Annotated in this window: 16 protein-coding genes; 8 read left to right on the top strand and 8 right to left on the bottom strand. The window is 70.2% G+C overall.

What is annotated here, in order from left to right; translation table 11 throughout:
• Positions 1-195: 195 nt before the first annotated feature.
• Positions 196-774 carry a hypothetical protein gene (locus ACFCVM_RS16085; protein ID WP_375837649.1) on the bottom strand — a complete coding sequence of 193 codons (579 nt, stop codon included), beginning with the start codon at positions 772-774 and terminating at the stop codon, positions 196-198.
• 153 nt (positions 775-927) lie between these two features.
• Here ACFCVM_RS16085 and ACFCVM_RS16090 point away from each other — a divergent pair, with 153 nt between their 5' ends.
• The gene (locus tag ACFCVM_RS16090) at positions 928-1,323 is read left to right on the top strand and encodes a hypothetical protein (protein WP_375837650.1); all 396 of its coding nucleotides are present in this window, start codon (positions 928-930) and stop codon (positions 1,321-1,323) included.
• A gap of 3 nt (positions 1,324-1,326) precedes the next feature.
• Here the strand turns inward: ACFCVM_RS16090 and ACFCVM_RS16095 are convergent, their stop codons facing one another.
• The gene (locus tag ACFCVM_RS16095; RefSeq protein WP_375837652.1) at positions 1,327-2,184 is read right to left on the bottom strand and encodes a helix-turn-helix domain-containing protein; all 858 of its coding nucleotides are present in this window, start codon (positions 2,182-2,184) and stop codon (positions 1,327-1,329) included.
• Between the two features lie 68 nt (positions 2,185-2,252).
• Here ACFCVM_RS16095 and ACFCVM_RS16100 point away from each other — a divergent pair, with 68 nt between their 5' ends.
• Positions 2,253-2,669: a DUF1761 domain-containing protein gene (locus ACFCVM_RS16100; protein ID WP_375837653.1), complete on the top strand. Its 417-nt coding sequence runs from the start codon at positions 2,253-2,255 to the stop codon at positions 2,667-2,669.
• A gap of 14 nt (positions 2,670-2,683) precedes the next feature.
• On the opposite strand, the gene ACFCVM_RS16105 is transcribed toward ACFCVM_RS16100, so the two are convergent.
• Both ACFCVM_RS16105 and ACFCVM_RS16110 read right to left on the bottom strand, forming a co-directional pair.
• Positions 2,684-3,352, bottom strand: coding sequence for a potassium channel family protein (locus tag ACFCVM_RS16105; protein WP_375837654.1), 669 nt, complete (start codon positions 3,350-3,352; stop codon positions 2,684-2,686).
• Positions 3,345-4,787, bottom strand: a complete 1,443-nt coding sequence (locus tag ACFCVM_RS16110) for a TrkH family potassium uptake protein (RefSeq protein ID WP_375837655.1) — start codon at positions 4,785-4,787, stop codon at positions 3,345-3,347. The genes ACFCVM_RS16105 and ACFCVM_RS16110 overlap by 8 nt, the downstream gene beginning before the upstream one ends.
• Positions 4,788-4,857: 70 nt before the next feature.
• Here ACFCVM_RS16110 and ACFCVM_RS16115 point away from each other — a divergent pair, with 70 nt between their 5' ends.
• Positions 4,858-5,298, top strand: coding sequence for an ArsR/SmtB family transcription factor (locus ACFCVM_RS16115; RefSeq protein ID WP_375837656.1), 441 nt, complete (start codon positions 4,858-4,860; stop codon positions 5,296-5,298).
• A gap of 49 nt (positions 5,299-5,347) precedes the next feature.
• On the opposite strand, the gene ACFCVM_RS16120 is transcribed toward ACFCVM_RS16115, so the two are convergent.
• The 3 genes from ACFCVM_RS16120 to ACFCVM_RS16130 all read right to left on the bottom strand — a co-directional run bounded on the left by ACFCVM_RS16120 (position 5,348) and on the right by ACFCVM_RS16130 (position 10,201).
• Positions 5,348-8,980 (bottom strand): efflux RND transporter permease subunit, encoded by a 3,633-nt coding sequence (locus ACFCVM_RS16120; RefSeq protein ID WP_375837658.1) that lies wholly within the window; start codon positions 8,978-8,980, stop codon positions 5,348-5,350.
• Positions 8,981-9,175: 195 nt separating this feature from the next.
• Positions 9,176-9,664, bottom strand: coding sequence for a DUF1772 domain-containing protein (locus ACFCVM_RS16125; protein ID WP_375837659.1), 489 nt, complete (start codon positions 9,662-9,664; stop codon positions 9,176-9,178).
• A gap of 27 nt (positions 9,665-9,691) precedes the next feature.
• On the bottom strand, positions 9,692-10,201 hold the full coding sequence (locus ACFCVM_RS16130; RefSeq protein ID WP_375837660.1) for a GNAT family N-acetyltransferase: 510 nt from the start codon (positions 10,199-10,201) through the stop codon (positions 9,692-9,694).
• A 118-nt stretch (positions 10,202-10,319) separates the two neighbouring features.
• Between ACFCVM_RS16130 and ACFCVM_RS16135 the strand changes: the two genes are divergently transcribed.
• The 5 genes from ACFCVM_RS16135 (at position 10,320) to ACFCVM_RS16155 (ending at position 15,865) form a co-directional block, all read left to right on the top strand.
• On the top strand, positions 10,320-10,418 hold the full coding sequence (locus ACFCVM_RS16135) for a 30S ribosomal protein bS22 (protein ID WP_003792170.1): 99 nt from the start codon (positions 10,320-10,322) through the stop codon (positions 10,416-10,418).
• A 77-nt stretch (positions 10,419-10,495) separates the two neighbouring features.
• Positions 10,496-10,765, top strand: coding sequence for a glutaredoxin family protein (locus tag ACFCVM_RS16140; protein WP_375837662.1), 270 nt, complete (start codon positions 10,496-10,498; stop codon positions 10,763-10,765).
• A gap of 159 nt (positions 10,766-10,924) precedes the next feature.
• Positions 10,925-13,285 carry an arylsulfatase gene (locus ACFCVM_RS16145; RefSeq protein WP_375837663.1) on the top strand — a complete coding sequence of 787 codons (2,361 nt, stop codon included), beginning with the start codon at positions 10,925-10,927 and terminating at the stop codon, positions 13,283-13,285.
• Between the two features lie 8 nt (positions 13,286-13,293).
• A complete protein-coding gene (locus tag ACFCVM_RS16150) occupies positions 13,294-14,217 on the top strand; it encodes an HAD family hydrolase (RefSeq protein WP_375837665.1) in 924 nt (307 codons plus the stop codon).
• A gap of 4 nt (positions 14,218-14,221) precedes the next feature.
• Positions 14,222-15,865: a SulP family inorganic anion transporter gene (locus ACFCVM_RS16155; RefSeq protein ID WP_375837666.1), complete on the top strand. Its 1,644-nt coding sequence runs from the start codon at positions 14,222-14,224 to the stop codon at positions 15,863-15,865.
• A gap of 13 nt (positions 15,866-15,878) precedes the next feature.
• Here ACFCVM_RS16155 and ACFCVM_RS16160 read toward each other — a convergent pair whose 3' ends face one another.
• On the bottom strand, positions 15,879-16,844 hold the full coding sequence (locus ACFCVM_RS16160; RefSeq protein WP_375837667.1) for a formylglycine-generating enzyme family protein: 966 nt from the start codon (positions 16,842-16,844) through the stop codon (positions 15,879-15,881).
• Positions 16,845-16,887: the final 43 nt, after the last annotated feature.

Consider the following 16,887-nt stretch of genomic DNA (forward strand, 5'->3'; position numbering starts at 1 on the left):
GGACACCCTGCTCACCCCGCTCCTCGAGCAGCGCGCGGCGGGGCGGCTCGGCGTGGGGGCGCGGGCGCCCACCCCCCCCCCCGGGGGGGGGGGCGGGGGGGGCTGGCCCGCGGGCGGCGCCACACCCGCTGGGGCTCACCCCGGGCCCGGGGGGCGCCCGGGGGGGCACCCCGGCGCCATCCGCCGTTTCGGGGGTCAGCGACCGCAGTGCCCAGATGGGAAGTCGTCGCGGTCGTGGTCGACGCGATCTTCGGAGAGCCGGGCACGATGGCGGCTCGTCGGACGGATGTCGCGGAGCGACGTCGCCCCGCGACAGGGAACGGCGACCAGGTCCCCGGGGTGCAGATCGATCGGCAGCTCCGCCGTGGGCATCTCGGCGTCGGTCGTGACTGACGGCCGGAGCTGCACGGGGAGTCGCAGCTCGACGCTCGGGCGCCCGATGATCCGTGCCTCAGAGAGCACGGGGGAGCAGCGGTCGAGATCGGCGTCGACCCAGGCGCCGATCGAACCGTCGGCGAGCGTCTCGACCGCGAGAACCCGCGTGATCACGACCGAGGCGAACTGCGTCGTCGACGGGACGCCCCAGGTGCCGGGCACGACGGCGGCGGCGATGCGCACGCACGGGGTGCCGTGGCTCGCGGCGACGTCGAGGAGCGAGACGGAGTTGACGCGCACGTCACCCGCCTCCATCACGGTTGACTCGGGCCACGCATCGCGTGACCAGGAGCCGGTGTGGCGGTGGCGCAGCCACGTCACGGTGTGCAGGATACTCATCGACGGAACCTCCTCGGGGTGTTCCGTCCGGTCTACGCCCGGCTCGTCAGGCGCAGCAGGGCCGCTCATGGGATCCGAACGGACCCGACCCGTTCACCGACGGGTTCCTCACGCGTGCGGTCGGGGTGCGCGCGGGGCGATACGTTTGTGCTCATGAACGCGGCGGACACCATCTCGGTCATCACCGAGGTGATCGGATGGTTCGCGCTCGCCGCGGGGCTCGGATGCCTGCTCCTCGCGCTCCTCATCCGCGTCGCCGACGGTCGTTGGCTGCGCACCGAGGCGGTGGTCGTCGATGACGGCGACGGCAGCATCGTGCGGTGGTTCACCGACGACGGCTTCCAGTCGCGCCCGCTGAGCGTGGACGAGCGCGCGCATGTCACCAACCCCGACGAGGAGCCCGCCTTCTACAAGGAGCGCGAGCCGTACCGACTGCGACTCCACGAGCCGCCGCCCGGCCGCCGGGTCATCCGCATCCTCGGCCTCGTGTTCATCGGCATCGCCGCGGCCTCCGCCGTCATCGGCGTCGTGCTGATGTTCGTGGGCTGAGCGCTACTCGAGCGCGCGGAGCGACCGGGTGTAGGCGCCGGGCGAGATCCCCGCGACATCCTGGAAGTCATGGTGCAGGTGCGCCTGGTCGACGTAGCCGAGCTCGGCGGCGAGCGCTGCGAGGTCGGGCGGATCCGCGGAGGCCAATGCGCGCGCGACCTCCTGCAGCCTGACGAGGCGGCTCGTGCGCTTCGGCCCGAGCCCGACGGTGCGCTGCAGGGCGCGCTGGATCGCTCGCTCCGAGGCGCCGAGCCGATCCGCGAGATCCTGCCCGGTTCGCGTCCGGAGTCGTGTCGTCAACTCGTCGACGACGGCATTCGCGAGACGGCCGTCCGCGTCGATCGGGTGCTGCCGGAGGTATCCGGTGATTGCGCGATCGGCGGCCTGCGCGCGAAGCTCGGCTCCTCGCTCGCGTTCGACCGCTCGCAGCAGCGAGTGCAGCCGGGCGTCGAGTTCCCTCGTGACCGGCACCGCGGCATCCACGATCCCCGCCGCCGGCACCGCGCCGAGCACGGCGAGACCGGCGGGTCGCAACCTGATCGCGAACACGTCGCCGCTCCCGATGATGCGTCGCGCCCAGACCGCGCTCTGCGCGCCCGTGATGACGAGCGGAGCGGGAACATCGCCCTCCTCGACCGTGAGCGTCACCGCCGGAATGGTCACGATGCGCTGGTCGATCGACTCGCCGGCGGACAGCGCCCAGCGCACGTGCCAGTACTGGTCGACGACGTCGCGGATCGCCGGGTCGGGATCGAGCCACCGTGCCGCGTACCGTGCGAGGTTCGAGGGGTGCAGCACTCCCGTGCGCTCGTCGGCTCCGATCGGCCGGCCGCGCGCGTCGCCGTCGTGATGCGGGCCCACTCGACCAGTCTGCCCCTCGGTCGGATTTCTACAAGAGCATGCGCGAGCGCACGAGCAGACTCGCCTGCATGCTGGATTCATTCCTCCTCGTGAACTGGGCGGCGGTCGCCGTCGCGACAGCGCTCTGCTACGTGCTCGGCGCGCTCTGGTTCACCCCGTTCTTCGGCCGGGCCTGGGACCGCGCGCTCGGCACGACCAGGGTGAGGGGTGAACGCTTCCCGCCCGTCTACTACCTCGTGCCGCTCGCGTCGTGCCTGCTCGGCGCGACCGCGATCGGAGCGCTCGTCGTCGCCGTGGAGGCCGACGGCTGGGTGGATGCCGTGGTGCTCGGCCTCCTCGTCGGGGTCGGACTCTCGGCCGCGGTCTCGTTCACCGACGCGCTTACTCCCGTGATGCCGCATCCGCTCCGCTACGGAGCCGTCACCGGTTCGTACCACGTGCTCTGCTCGGTCGTCGCCGCGCTCGTCGTCACTGCGATGCCGTGAGCCGGCCGCTGGCGCTATTCGAGCGCGGCGAACCGCTCGATGTCGCTCTCGGTGCCCGAGACGATGATGAGGTCGTGGTTGGAGACCACGGTCTGCTCGGTCGCGTAGGTGAACGGCTTGCCGGGGCTCTTCACGCCGACGACGGTGACCCGGTACTTCGACCGCACACCCGACTCGGTGAGGTTCTTGCCGCGGATCGGCTTCGGCGGGTACATCTTCACGAGGGCGAAGTCGTCGTCGAACTCGATGAAGTCGAGCATGCGACCGCTCACGAGGTGCGCGGCGCGTTCGCCCGCCTCGCGCTCGGGGTAGATGACGTGGTTGGCACCGATGCGCTGCAGGATCTTGCCGTGCGAGGCGGAGATCGCCTTCGCCCAGATCTGCGGGATCTTCAGGTCGACGAGGTTCGCCGTGATGAGCACGGATGCCTCGATCGACGACCCGACCGCGCACACCGCGATCGAGAAGTCCTGCGCACCGATCTGCTTCAGCGCGTCGATCGACTTGGCGTCGGCGACGACGGCGTGGGTGACCCGCTCCGACCACTTCTGCACGAGGCCCTCGTTCTCGTCGACGGCGAGCACCTCGCGGCCGAGCCGGTCGAGCTGACCCGCGGTGGCGGCTCCGAAGCGGCCGAGGCCGATCACGAGCACCGGGGCGTCGTGCCTGATTCGATCAACCAACGATGGGCCTCTCTTCCGGACGTTTGAACAACTGCCGGCGCTGGCTCGCCGCCAGGGCCGCGGCGAGTGTCACTGTACCAACCCGCCCCATGAACATCGTGGCCGCCATGACGTAGACGCCCTCGGGCGGCAGTTCGGCGGTGAGCCCGGTCGAGAGCCCGCACGTCGCGAATGCCGAGATCACGTCGAACAGCACGTTCTCGAACGGCGCCTTCGTGATCTGCAGGATGGCGATGGAGGCGCCGGCGACGATCGTCGCGCCCCAGAGCACGACGCTCACCGACAGGCGCAGCATGTCGCGGGGGATGCGCCGCCCGAACGCCTCCATCGAGGGATTGCCGCGCGCCTCGGCGAAGGCGGCGAGGAACAGCACGGCGAGCGTCGTCACCTTGATGCCGCCCGCGGTCGACGCGGAGCCGCCACCGATGAACATGAGCATGCTGCTGACGAGCTGGCTCGAGCCGTACAAGTCGTGCATGTCGATCGTCGCGAAGCCGCCGGAGCGGGTCATGGCCGACATGAAGAAGGACTGGAATATGGTCGGGCCGGCGTCGAGGTGGCCGTACGTCTTCGGGTTCGCGTGCTCGAGCAGCAGGAACATCGCCGCGCCCGCGACGAAGAGGATCACCGTCGTCGTGAGCGTCAGCTTCACGTGCACGCTCCACTTCCGCGGCTGCCGCCAGGCGCGCGAGAGCGCGAAGATCACCGGGAAGCCGAGGCTGCCGAGGAACACGCCGATCATGAGCAGCGACTGCATCCAGTAGTCGTGCTCGAAGGGGAGGAGCCCGCCTGGGTTCGGCGAGAAGCCGGTGTTCGTGAACGCCATCGCCGAGTAGTAGAGGCTGTACCAGATCGAGTGCCCGACGTCGTAGCCCGCCGCGAGCATGCTCGGCATCAGGCCGACCGCGATCGCGGCCTCGATGACCAATGCGCTGATCGCGACGGTGAACAGCAAGCCGCCGACCTCGCCGAGGCGAACCGCTTGCCGCTCGGCGACGGGGCCCACGTGGAGGCGCGAGGGGTTCGTATCGCTCGCCGCCATGAGCTTCGCGCGCAGCCCCAGCCGGCGCGAGATCACGAAGCCCAACGTCGTCGCGAGCGTGAGCACGCCGACACCGCCGATGTTGACGCCGAGGTACACGAGCCCATGGCCGAACGGCGACCAGTACGTCGCCATGTCGACCGTCGCGAGACCAGTGACGCAGATGACGGAGACCGCGGTGAACACCGCGTCGTGCAGCGGGGTGATGCTGCCGTCGGCCGTGGCGATCGGCAGCGAGAAGAGCAGCGTGAACAGCAGGATGAGCGCCGCGAAGACGAGGATCGCGAATCGCGACGGCGAGCTCTTGACGAGCGAGTCGACGGCGTCGCGAAGCCTGCCGAGCCACGACCGGCGGTCGACTCGGCCGAGTCGACCCATCGGCTGTGCGCGCATCGAGCCCCCTCCGCCGTCACCGAACGCGTGAGTCATGGTACTCCCCACGCGGAGTGACTAACCTTGGGGCATGGCGGACATCTTCGACGTGGTGGCGGACTCGACGCGGCGCGACATCCTCGCCGTGCTCCTCGAGCGCGAGGCGGAGGTGCCGTCCTCGGGTGGCGAGATCAGCGTCTCCGAGATCGTGAGCGCACTCGGCGCGAGTCAGCCGACGGTCTCGAAGCACCTGAAGGTGCTCCGCGAGTCGGGCCTCGTCGCCGTGCGCGAAGAGGGCCAGCACCGCTACTACAAGCTCGATCGCACGCCGCTCGAGACCCTCGAAGACTGGCTGATCCCGTTCATGTCGACGGATGCCGCCGCCGACGCCGCCACGCTCGCGAGCGCCGGCGCCCGCGAGGAGATCGCCCTCAACGAGGAGCAGTTCGCATTCGCCTCGGCGATCGGCAAGGCGTTCGCCGAGACCGCGCACCAGGTCACCGCGGTCGTCGCACCCAAGAAGCGCCGCTAGCCCGCCACGTCCGCGGCGGAGCGGACCTGCCGCCCCGCCGCTCCGATTCCTACCGGCCATCCGCCATGAGTGCGTCGACGAGGTCGGCGGCATCGGCGCGATCGCCCGTCGCCTCGCTCGCCGTTTCCTGCTCCTTCGCGCTCCGACGCGCCCGCCGGCGCTCGCCGCGGCGTTCCATCAGCGAGTACAGCACCGGGACGAGCAGCAGCGTGAGCAGGGTCGACGAGACGAGTCCGCCGATCACCACGATCGCAAGGGACTGCGAGATGAAGACGCCGCCTCCGGTGAGGCCGATCGACATCGGGAGCAGTGCGAACACGGTGGCGCACGCGGTCATGATGATCGGTCGCAGGCGGAGCCTCGATCCGTGCACGATGGCGTCGTGCACGCTGTCGCCGCGCGCGCGATACGAGTTGATGAGGTCGATGAGCACGATCGCATTCGTCACCACGATGCCGATGAGCATGAGCAGGCCGATCATCGCTGGGATGCCGAGCGGGGTGCCGGTGATGAGGAGCCCGGCGACCGCGCCGGTCGCTGCGAACGGCACCGAGACCAGCAGGATGAGCGGCTGCAACAGGCTGCGGAACGTCGCGACCATCACGATGTAGACGAGCACGATCGCCACGAGCATCGCGAACCCGAGCTGGGCGAACGACTCCTCCTGCGCCTGCGCGACGCCGCCGATCGTGGCGGTGACCCCGTTCGGCAGTTCGAGTCCGTCGAGCCCGTCGCGCACCGCGAGGGTGATCGCACTCAGGTCGTCGCCCTCCTGCACGGCCGAGACGGTCACGGTGCGAACGCCGTCGACTCGCGTGATCGTGGCAGGGGCGGCCTCGTTCGCCACGCTGGCGACGTCGGAGACCTTGATCGGTGCGGCGGTCGTGTTGGCGAGGTTCTCCTGCGCCAGCGTGAAGGCCTCAGCCTCGGCACGCTGCGCGGCGGCATCCGCGCGAGCCGTCGCCATCGCGTCGAGCTGTTCGTCGATCCCAGAGACGGCGGAACGGGCTCCGGCCATGGCGCCGTCGAGCGCGGCGAGCTGTTCGGCCCGCTCCTGGTACGCGCGAGCGATCGCCTCCTCCTCTGGCGTGGTCGGCACGACCGGCGGTACCTCGACCGGAGCGCTCGCGAGTGCCGCGAGCTGAGCGGTGAGCCCGCCGAGCTGATTCGTCGCGGCGGTGCGTGCGGCGCGGAGCTCCGACTCCTGCTTCGCGACCTCGGCGAGGGACGCGGCTTCGGCGCGCTCTGCCGAGGCCTTCTGGTCGGCCTCGAGTCGGTCGGCCGCCGCCTTCTGCGCCGCGGCCTGCTGCAGCCCGCTCACCGGGAGCTCGAGCGCGGCGATCTCCGCCGGGGTGGCACCAACGCGCTGCGCACGGACGATGACCTCCCGCGAGGATCCCTCGAGCACGATCGAACCGAGCGACGCACCGCGCACCGCATCCGAGATCGCCGAGCCCACCTGGGCCTGGGTGAATCCGTTCCGCGCGGCCGCCGCCCGGTCGACATCCACCTTGAGGATCGCCTGCTCGTCGGCGAGGTCGCTCGTGACCTCTCCGAGTCCGGGCACGCCGGCGAGCATCTCCTGCACCGCTCCCGCACCCGTGGCGATCGCCGCCGCATCCTCTCCGCGCACTGCCACCTGCACTCCGCCGGCCGAGAATCCGGCGTCCGTCGCACCGAGCGAGACGGTGCCGACGTCGCTCAGTCCGTCGACCTCCGCCATGACCGCCGCGCCGACCTCGTCGCTCGAAGCGCGCTCGTCGAGGGTGACGGTGATCGATGCCGTGCTCGTCGACGAACCGTCGCCGATCGTCGTGAGGTACGACTCGACCCCTTCGGTCTCCGCCAGCACCTTCTCGACCCGGGCGGCCGCCGAGCTCGTCACGTCGAGGCTGGTGCCGGTCGGCAGCTCCTGCGTGATGCTCAGGCTGTGCTCCTCGCCGAGACTGCCGAGGTAGTCCATCTTCAGGAACCCGCCGGCGACGATCGTGCCGGCGAAGATGCCGGTGGCCACGAGGAGCGAGACGACCGGATGCCGCAGGGCAGCGGTGAGGACCGGAACGTATCCGCGCTGCAGCCGGGTGTACGCCTCGGCCCGCGACGACTCGACCCCGTCAGCGGTTGCGGCCAGTCCGGCGGCGACGGGACCGGGTGCGGCCGGGCTGAGGTCCGCTTCATCCGCTGCCTCCGCCTCATCGGCGGCCTTCGCCGAACGCCCGCCCATGAACCAGTACGCGAGCACCGGCACGATCGTGAGGGAGACGAGCAGCGACGCGAGCAGTGCGAGCGTCACGGTCACGGCGAACGGCCGGAAGAGCTCGCCGATCGTTCCGCCCACGAAGGCGACGGGCAGGAACACCGCGACCGTCGTGATCGTCGATGCGGTCACGGCGCCGGCGACCTCGCGAACGGCGGCCAGGGCCGACGCGGTCGTCATCGGAACGCCCGTGTGCCGGCGCTTGAGGTTCTCGATCACGACGATCGAGTCGTCGACGACACGACCCACCGCGACCGTCAGCGCCGCGAGGGTGAAGATGTTGAGGGAGTAGTCGCCGATCCAGAGCCCGATCATCGCGATGAGCAGCGACAGCGGGATCGAGACCGCAGTGATGATGGTCGACCGGAGCGAGAGCAGGAAGACGAGGATCACGAGCACGGCGAAGAGCAGCCCGAGTCCGCCCTCGACCGACAGGTCGTGGATCGACTGCTCGACCATCGGCGACTGGTCGAAGACGACCGTGAACGCGGCGCCGTGGCCGAGCTCGCGCTCGAGACCGGGCAGCGCCGCCCTGATCGCGTGGGCGACCTCGACGGCGTTGGAGTCGGGGGTCTTCAGCACCGAGATGCTCAACGAGGGGAGGCCGTCGGCGCGGGCGATTGAGGTCATCGCGGCCGGGACGAGTTCGACGTCGGCGACCGACGACAGGGCGAACGGGCCGTCCTGATGCTGGATCGGCAGCGCCTTCAGGTCGTCGAGCGACGTGACCGCGCTGCCGACCTCGATCGCGAGTGCGACGCCGTCGCTCACGCTCGTGCCGGCGGCGACGACGACACCGCTCGCGGTGATCGCAGCGGTGACCTCTTCGCGGGAGACCTTCTTCGCCGCGAGGTCGGCGGGCCGCATCGTGATGACGAGCTGCGTCTCGTTCTGCCCGCTGAGCTGGACCTCGCGGACGCCGTCGATCTCGCGGAGCGCGGGGAGCACGGTGGATGAGACCTGCCCCGCGAAGTCCGAGGGGTCGCCCTCCGACGCGATCGCCAGCGCCATCACGGGGATGTCGTCGGTGCTGCCCGCGTAGACCTCGGTCGTGGCGTCTGCGGGAAGGGCGCTCCGCGTCCCCTCGATGGCCGAGCGGATGTCGGCGATGATCTTCTCCGAGTCCAGTCCGAACTCCCACTGCACCTGGATGCTCGCGTTGCCGTTCATCGTGCTCGACGTGACCTGATCGACGCCCTTCACGCTGCGCACGGCCCGCTCGACGGGTTCGGTGACCTCGCGCTCGACCGAGGTGGGGGAGGCTCCGGGGAACGTCGCCACGACGACCGCGCCGGGCTGCTGCACGGACGGCAGCAGCTCCTGTTTGAGCGACGTGGTCGCGAAGAGTCCGAAGCCGACGATCACGATCGTCACGAGCCCGACGATCGCTCGATTGGCGAGGCTCAGCTTGGTGAGGAAGGTCATGGCCGGGCAGCCTCTCATCGGGGCGGTCGTTGCGGGGAGCAGGGCGGAATCGCCCGTCATCCACGCTACGAACCGGAGGAGTCTCCCCGCATCGATCCGCCGGGGGAGCTTGCTCCGCACCGCCTCCACCCGGGGGAGGACGTCGAGTGGTACCGCGGTACCACGCCCGCGGCGCAGAGCGGTGCGGTGCCCGGTTCAGCCCCCGATGAGCGCCGCGAGCACGAACGCCAGGCACGCCGCGGTCGAGGCGATCGTGCGCACGTGGTTCCACGCGAGCCAGCCCGGGCGGAACGCCTGCCAGGCGGCAGCGAGCGCCGGGGCATCCGTCTCGGCCGGCGCAGCCAGCCGGTTGTTTCGCGGCACGTTCGCGCCGCCCGTCACGCCGACCACGCCGAGCAGGTAGAGCGCCGCCCCTCCGATCGACCACCACGTCGCTCCCGCGGGTTCGCCGAGGAATGCGAAGACGGCGAGCACCGCGACCACGAGCGCCGTGCCGAAGATGGCGAGCATGAGCGGCGCCCGCACCGCGGTGACGTTGATCTCGCGCATCGCGCGCGCTGCGTCGGTGCCCGGAAGGCGCGCGATGCCCTGCGTGACGAAGCCCGAGAAGGCGAAGAAGACCCCGGCGACGAGGCCGGTGCCGAGGATCGCGACGACGAGCAGCACTTGCACGAATGCGGTCATGCGCCCAGTCTGCCGCGACCCGCCGACTCAGTGCAGGGGTTTGATCATCTCGAGTTCGAGCCCGCCCGGCGCGAGCTCGTACTCGCGGCTGCGGCCGGTGAGCGTGAAGCCGAGCTTCTCGTAGAAGCGGATCGCCCGAGGGTTGTCCTCATGCACCTCGAGGCGCAAGGTGCCTCCGAACTCGCGCGCCCACTGCTCGACCGCTTCGAGCAGCCGCCGCGAGACGCCGGCCTCATCGCCGCGGTGATCGGGGGCGACGTAGACGCCGACGAGCATCGGGCCCGACGTGGCATCCGGAATATAGCCGCCCATGTGCCCGATCCAACGGTCGCCGTCGATCGCGACGATCGAGGTCTGCCGCGGCGTCGTGCCCCGGGCGGCGCGCGCCCGCCAGGTCGCCTCGTCGGCGTCGAGGGCCGTCGAAAGGGTCTCGGCGTAGGCCAGCGGGGTGTCGCGCAGCATCTCGAGGCGCAGTGCGCGCACGGCCTGCCAGTCGGCTTCCTCGGTGGTTCGGATCACGAGATCGGGGCGGGGCATCCCTCGACGCTAACCCATCGGGCGAAGGCTGCCGTTCGGATCCGGTAGACTACCCCGAGGCTTTCTGGCCTCCGGCCGCGGCACGCGCGTCCGACTCGATCTTTTCTGTGAGGTTCTGATGGGTTCCGTCATCAAGAAGCGCCGCAAGCGTATGGCGAAGAAGAAGCACCGCAAGCTGCTTCGCAAGACGCGCCACCAGCGTCGCAACAAGAAGTAGTCCTTCGAGACTCGGCTGAGCGTCAGGCCCTGGGGCCTGGCGCTTTTCGCTGTGCCCGGGCGACGTAGCATCGAAGCATGCCTCGCGACATCCGTCTCACCCTCATCGGCAAGCCCGGCTGCCACCTCTGCGACGACGCACGGGAGGTCGTCACGGCCGTCATGGCCGAGATCGAGGCGACGGATGCCCCGCCGCGCATCGAGCTCGTCGAACGCTCGATCCTCGACGACGACGAATTGCGCGCCCGCTACGCCGAAGAGATCCCGGTCGTGCTCATCGACGACGTCGTGCACAACTACTGGCGCATCGACCCCGTGCGCCTGAAGACGGCGCTGCTCGCCGGCTGAAGTCCCGATTCCCGGCCGTGTCACCGTTGTCACGGCGTCGGCGCTGTGCCACGGTGGAGAGGAAGCCGTCGGGGGTCGACGGCTTCTGAGCGGGAAGGGTGAGGGCAGGGGGCATCCGCCGCTCGCCGTCGTCGCCCTCCCAGACCGGGGAGACCGACTGTGAGCACCAAGCCCGACGTCCAGCGTTCGACACTGCCGATTCCGGACCTGGCCTATACGGGCACCGTCACGTACGACGCGACGGACCCCGACACGCAGTACCCGCCGATCAAGCGGCTGCTGCCCCCGGAGGGAGCGCCCAACGTGCTCGTCGTGCTCATCGACGACACCGGCTTCGGCGCCTCGAGCGCCTTCGGCGGCCCGGTGCATACCCCCAACTTCGAGCGGGTCGCAGCGGCCGGGCTCAAGTACACGCGCTTCCACACGACGGCGCTCTGCTCGCCGACGCGCGCCGCGCTGCTCTCGGGCCGCAACCACCACACCGTCGGCATGGGCGGCATCACCGAGATCGCGACGAGTGCGCCCGGCTACAGTTCGGTGCGGCCGAACAACTGCGCGCCCCTCGCCGAGACGCTAAAGCTCAACGGCTACAGCACGGCGCAGTTCGGCAAGTGCCACGAGGTGCCCGTGTGGGAGGCGAGCGCGGTCGGACCGTTCGACCACTGGCCACACCCCGGTGGCGGCTTCGAGTACTTCTACGGGTTCATCGGCGGCGAGACGAACCAGTGGTACCCCGCGATCTACGAGAACACCTCGCCGGTCGAGCCGTGGGGCACGCCCGAAGAGGGCTACCACTTCATGGGCGACATGACCGACAAGGCGATCGACTGGACTCGCCAGCAGAAGTCGCTCGCTCCCGACAAGCCGGCCTTCACCTACTTCGCGCCGGGGGCGACGCACGCTCCCCACCATGTGCCCACCGAATGGGCCGACAAGTACGCGGGCCGGTTCGACCAGGGCTGGGACGAGGTGCGCAAGGAGACGTTCGCCCGACAGCTCGAGCTCGGCGTCATCCCGGCCGACGCCGTGCTCACCGAACGCAGCGCCGGCATCCCGTCGTGGGACGAGATGAGCGAGGCGCTGAAGCCGGCCCTCGCCCGCCAGATGGAGGTCTACGCCGGCTTCCTCGAGTACGCCGACCATCACGTCGGTCGCCTCCTCGACGCGTACGAGGAGCTGGGCATCCTCGATGACACGCTCGTCTACGTGATCATCGGCGACAACGGGGCATCCGCCGAAGGCTCGATGCACGGCACGACCAACGAGGGCTTCACGATCAACCACATGAACGAGATCGAGACCGAGGAGTACGTCGCCGCGCACATCGACGACCTCGGCACCCCGAGCTCGTACAACCACTACGCCGTGGGCTGGGCCCACGCCATGGACACGCCGTACCAGTGGACGAAGCAGGTGGCGTCGCACTGGGGCGGCACCCGCAACGGCACGATCGTGAGCTGGCCGAACGGCGGTGTCGAGCAGGGCGGCATCCGGAACCAGTTCTCGCACGTCATCGACGTCGCGCCCACGGTGCTGGAAGCCGCGCGCATCCCCGAGCCGGCGACGGTGCACGGCGTGACGCAGCGGCCCTACGAAGGCACCCCGATGAACTACACCTTCGACGATGCGCACGCCGAGGAGCGCCACACCACCCAGTACTTCGAGATGGTGGGCAATCGCGCGATCTTCCACAAGGGCTGGACGGCGGTCGCAAAGCACAAGGACCCGTGGCTCGGCTCCGACCACGGCCTCGACGACGACGTCTGGGAGCTCTACAACGTGGAGGAGGACTGGACCCAGTCCGACGACCTCGCCGCACAGGAGCCCGAGAGGCTCGCCCACCTGCAACGGCTCTTCCTCATCCAGGCCGCCCGCTTCAACGTGCTGCCCCTCGACATCCGCACCGCCGAGCGCTTCAATCCCGATCTCGCGGGGCGCCCGGCGCTCATCACCGCGCAGAGCCAGAAGCTCTACCGCGGCATGCGCCGACTCAGCGAGAACTCGGCGATCAACGTCAAGAACAAGTCGTTCACCGTCACCGCGAAGGTTGACGTGCCCGACGGCGGTGCCGACGGCGTGCTCATCGCCCAGGGCGGTGCCTACGGCGGTTGGTCGTTCTACGGCACCGACGGCAAGCTCGCCTTCGCGTACAACCTCCTGGGCATCCACACCGACATCGTGCGATCGGATGCCCCGGTGCCCGGGGGATCCCAGCAACTCCGTGCGCACTTCGCCTACGACGGTGGGGGACTCGGCAAGGGCGGGACCGTGAGCCTGTTCGCCGGCGACGAGAAGATCGGCGAGGGTCGCGTCGATCGCACCATCCCGTTCCAGTTCACCTTCGACGAGACGGTGGACGTGGGCATGGACCTGGCGTCGCCGGTTTCGACCGACTACGGGGCGAAGGGCAACGAATTCACCGGAACGCTCGACTGGGTGCAGATCGACCTCGGCGACGACGACCACTCGCACCTCATCGACGACGAGCACAAGATGCGCGTCGCGATGCTGAAGCAGTGATGCCGCGCATGAGCAGCGAACTCCTCGAGTCGTGGTCCGACGGTCCGACTCGCGACGCGATCGTCGCGTTCGTCGAGTCGGTCGCGTCGGGCCCCGACGCACTGCCCGAGGCGGAGCGCGTCGCCGTCTTCGACAACGACGGCACGCTCTGGACCGAGAAGCCCATGCCGACGCAGCTGCACTACATCGTCGAGCAGTGGAAGGTGCAGGCCGAGGCCGATCCCTCGCTCGCCGAGCGCCAGCCCTACCGGGCGGCCGTCACCGGCGACTACGCGTGGCTCGGGGGCGCGATCGACAAGCACTACACCGGTGACGACAGCGACCTGAAGATCCTCATCGGCGCACTCGTCGGGATCACCGCGGGAATGAGCGTCGACGACTATGCGGCCTCGGTGTCGCAGTTCTACGAAACGGCGAAGCACCTCACGCTCGGTACCCCCTACGCCGACGCCGTCTACGCGCCGATGGTCGAACTGCTGCGCTACCTCGAGGCGCACGGGTTCACCGTGTACATCGTGTCGGGCGGTGAACGCGACTTCATGCGCCCGATGACCGAGCAGTACTACGGCATCCCGCCCGAACGCGTCGTGGGCTCGGCGCTCGGCCTCGAGTACGACGCGGACTCCGGCGATGTCCGCTACACCGCGGGGCTCGACTTCTTCGACGACGGGCCAGAGAAGCCCGTGCGAATCTGGAGTCGTATCGGTCGGCGCCCGCTCATCGCCGGCGGCAACTCGAACGGCGACCAGCCGATGCTCGACTTCGCGCGCGCCGGCGGCGGACTCGCGCTGCTCGTGCACCACGACGACGACGGTGGCAGCGACCCGCCCTACGACAAGGGCGCCGAGCGGGCGCTGGCCGAGGCATCCGATCGCGGGTACACGGTCGTGAGCGTGAAGCGCGACTGGTCGCGCATCCACCCCGAGGGCTGACCCGGTGGCCTCGACCGCGACACCGGCCGGTCGCCGGCTGCGGCTCTTCCCGACCCTTCGGGGGTACCAGCGCGAATGGCTCGGCGCCGATCTCCTCGCGGGGCTCTCGGCCGGAGCCGTCGTCATTCCGCAGGCGATGGCGTACGCGACGATCGCGAACCTCCCGGTGCAGGTCGGCCTCTACACGTGCATGGTGCCGATGCTCGTGTACGCCATGCTCGGCGGCTCGCGGGCGATGAGCGTGTCGACGACGTCGACGATCGCGACGCTGACCGCGACGACGCTCGTCTCGGTCGGCGTCGCGGCCGACTCCGACGACCCGATCCCCGACCTCATGGCGCTCACGCTCCTCGTCGGGCTCATCCTGCTCGTCGCCCGGTTGCTCAAGCTCGGCTCGCTCGTCGAGAACATCTCGAAGGCGACGATCACCGGCGTGCAGATCGGCGTCGGCGCCACTGTCGCGGCCGGGCAGCTCCCGAAGCTGCTCGGCGAGACCGAGAACTTCTCGGGCCACGGATTCATCAGGTCGATCGTCGCGGTCGTCGAGGCGCTGCCGGGTGCGAATCTCGCGACGGTCCTGCTCTCGGCGGCATCGATCGTCGTGCTCGTCGTCGTGAAGCGCTGGGCACCGCGCGTGCCCGGCCCGCTCATCGTGGTCGCCGCCGGCATCCTGCTCGTGGCCGTCTCGAGCATCGAAGGTGCGGGCGTGGAGCTCATCGCGCCCGTCCCGACGGGATTCCCTCCGCCCGAGCTGCCGTCGCCGGCCCACCTCGGCGGCATGCTGCCCGGCGCCCTCGCGATCGCGGTCATGGCGCTGCTCGAATCCGCGGCGGTGGCGCGCGGCATCCGCAGGCCCGGTGAGACGCAGATCGACAGCAACCAGGAACTCCTGGCGACCGGAGCGGCGAACGCGATCGGCTCCCTGTTCCAGACCCTGCCCTCGGCGGGCGGCTTCTCGCAGAGCGCGGTCAACCAGGGCGCCGGAGCGCGCACGCAGCTCGCCTCGATCGTCACGGCCGTGCTCGCCGTGCTCGTCGCTCTGCTGCTCGCACCCGTGCTGAGCCTGCTTCCGCAGGCGACGCTCGCCGCCCTGGTGCTCGTCGCCGTGATCGGGCTCATCGACATCGGTGCCCTCGTGCGGTTCTGGCGCATCAGTCGCAACGACTTCTGGATCGCGACCATCACCGCGGTCGTCGGTCTCACCGCCGGGCTGCTGCCCGCGGTGGCAGTGGGCGTCGTGGCCACGCTCGTCGTCGTGCTCCGCGAGCTCAACAGGCTGCGTGTCGTCACCGAGGCGGTTGTCGACGGCGTGCTGCCGATCCGCCTCGAAGGGCCGCTCTACACCGCCAACGTGCTCGCGAACGAGAACGCGGTGCTGAGCGCGGCGGCGGAGAACCCGGGCATCAAGGCCGTGGCGCTCGAGCTGTCACGACTCTCGGCGACCTCGGTCACGGTGCTCGACACCCTCGCCGACCTCGACCGCGAGCTCGCGTCGACGGGCGTCGAGCTCCGGCTCGCGGCCGTGCCCGCGGAGGGCGCCGGGATCGCTCGGCGCACGAGCTGGTTCACCGGCCTCGAGGCCCAGGCGCGGGTGTATCCGACGCTCGACGAGGCGGTTCGCGCGCCGGTCTCACCGCCGAGCAGTTGAGGACCGAGCCCGTTCAGGCGTCGCGGGCGCAGCGGAAGCCGATGTGCGTCGTCGCCGAGTCGTCCGCTTGCGGGGATCGGGCCGCCGGTCGGTAGCGCAGGCAGTAGTCGGGGGAGCAGAGGTGCGAGCCGCCCTTCAGCACGCGGCGGGGGATGCGCGAGCCGGGTTCGGCGGATGCCGCGGCGAGCAGGTTCGGGCGCCGCTCGGCGTCGACCGCCTCGATGCCCGGAGGGTTGTGGCGCGCGGTGTAGAAGTCGGTGGTCCATTCCCAGACGTTGCCGGTGACGTCGAACAGCCCGTAGCCGTTCTCGGGGAACGTCATGACGGGCGAGGTGCCCGCCCAGCCCTCCGCGCCGGTGTTGCGGTACGGGAACGAGCCCTGCCACCGGTTGACCATGAGCCGCCCGTCGGGGAACTCCTCGTCGCCCCACGCGAAGCGCGCGCCGTCGAGCCCGCCGCGGGCGGCGAACTCGAACTCGGCCTCGGTGGGCAGGCGCTTGCCGGCCCATGCGGCGTAGGCGGAGGCATCCTCGAAGCTCACCTGCACGACCGGATGCGTCGGGCGGTCGGCCAGCGCGTCGACGACGGCGCCATGAGCGTCGACGACGGCGCCATGAGAGGGAGACGGCTCGGGGCCGAACGGGTGCCGCCAGCTCGCGCGGGCCCCCCAGCGCCACCACTGCCGCCATTCGCGCAGGTCGACGGGACCAGCGGTCGGCGTGAAGACCAGCCCGCCGGGGACGAGGTCGGCGGGGTCGACACCGGGGAAGTCGGCGGGGTCGAGCGGACGCTCGGCGACGGTGACGTAGCCGGTCTCCTCGACGAATGCGGCGAACTGCGCGTTCGTGACGGGGTGCATGTCGAGCTCGAACGAGACCACAGTGCGCTCGTGCACGGGCGTCTCGTCGGCGTAGAACTCCTCGGAGCCCATGCGGAACGGGCCGCCCTCGATGCGGATCATGGGCGTGGGCTCGGTCATGCTCCGAGCCTACGACGGGTTCGGGCCGACGTGCCGCGCGCCG

The sequence above is a fragment of the Agromyces sp. NPDC056389 genome, assembly GCF_042262385.1.
Classification (GTDB): Bacteria; Actinomycetota; Actinomycetes; order Actinomycetales; family Microbacteriaceae; genus Agromyces.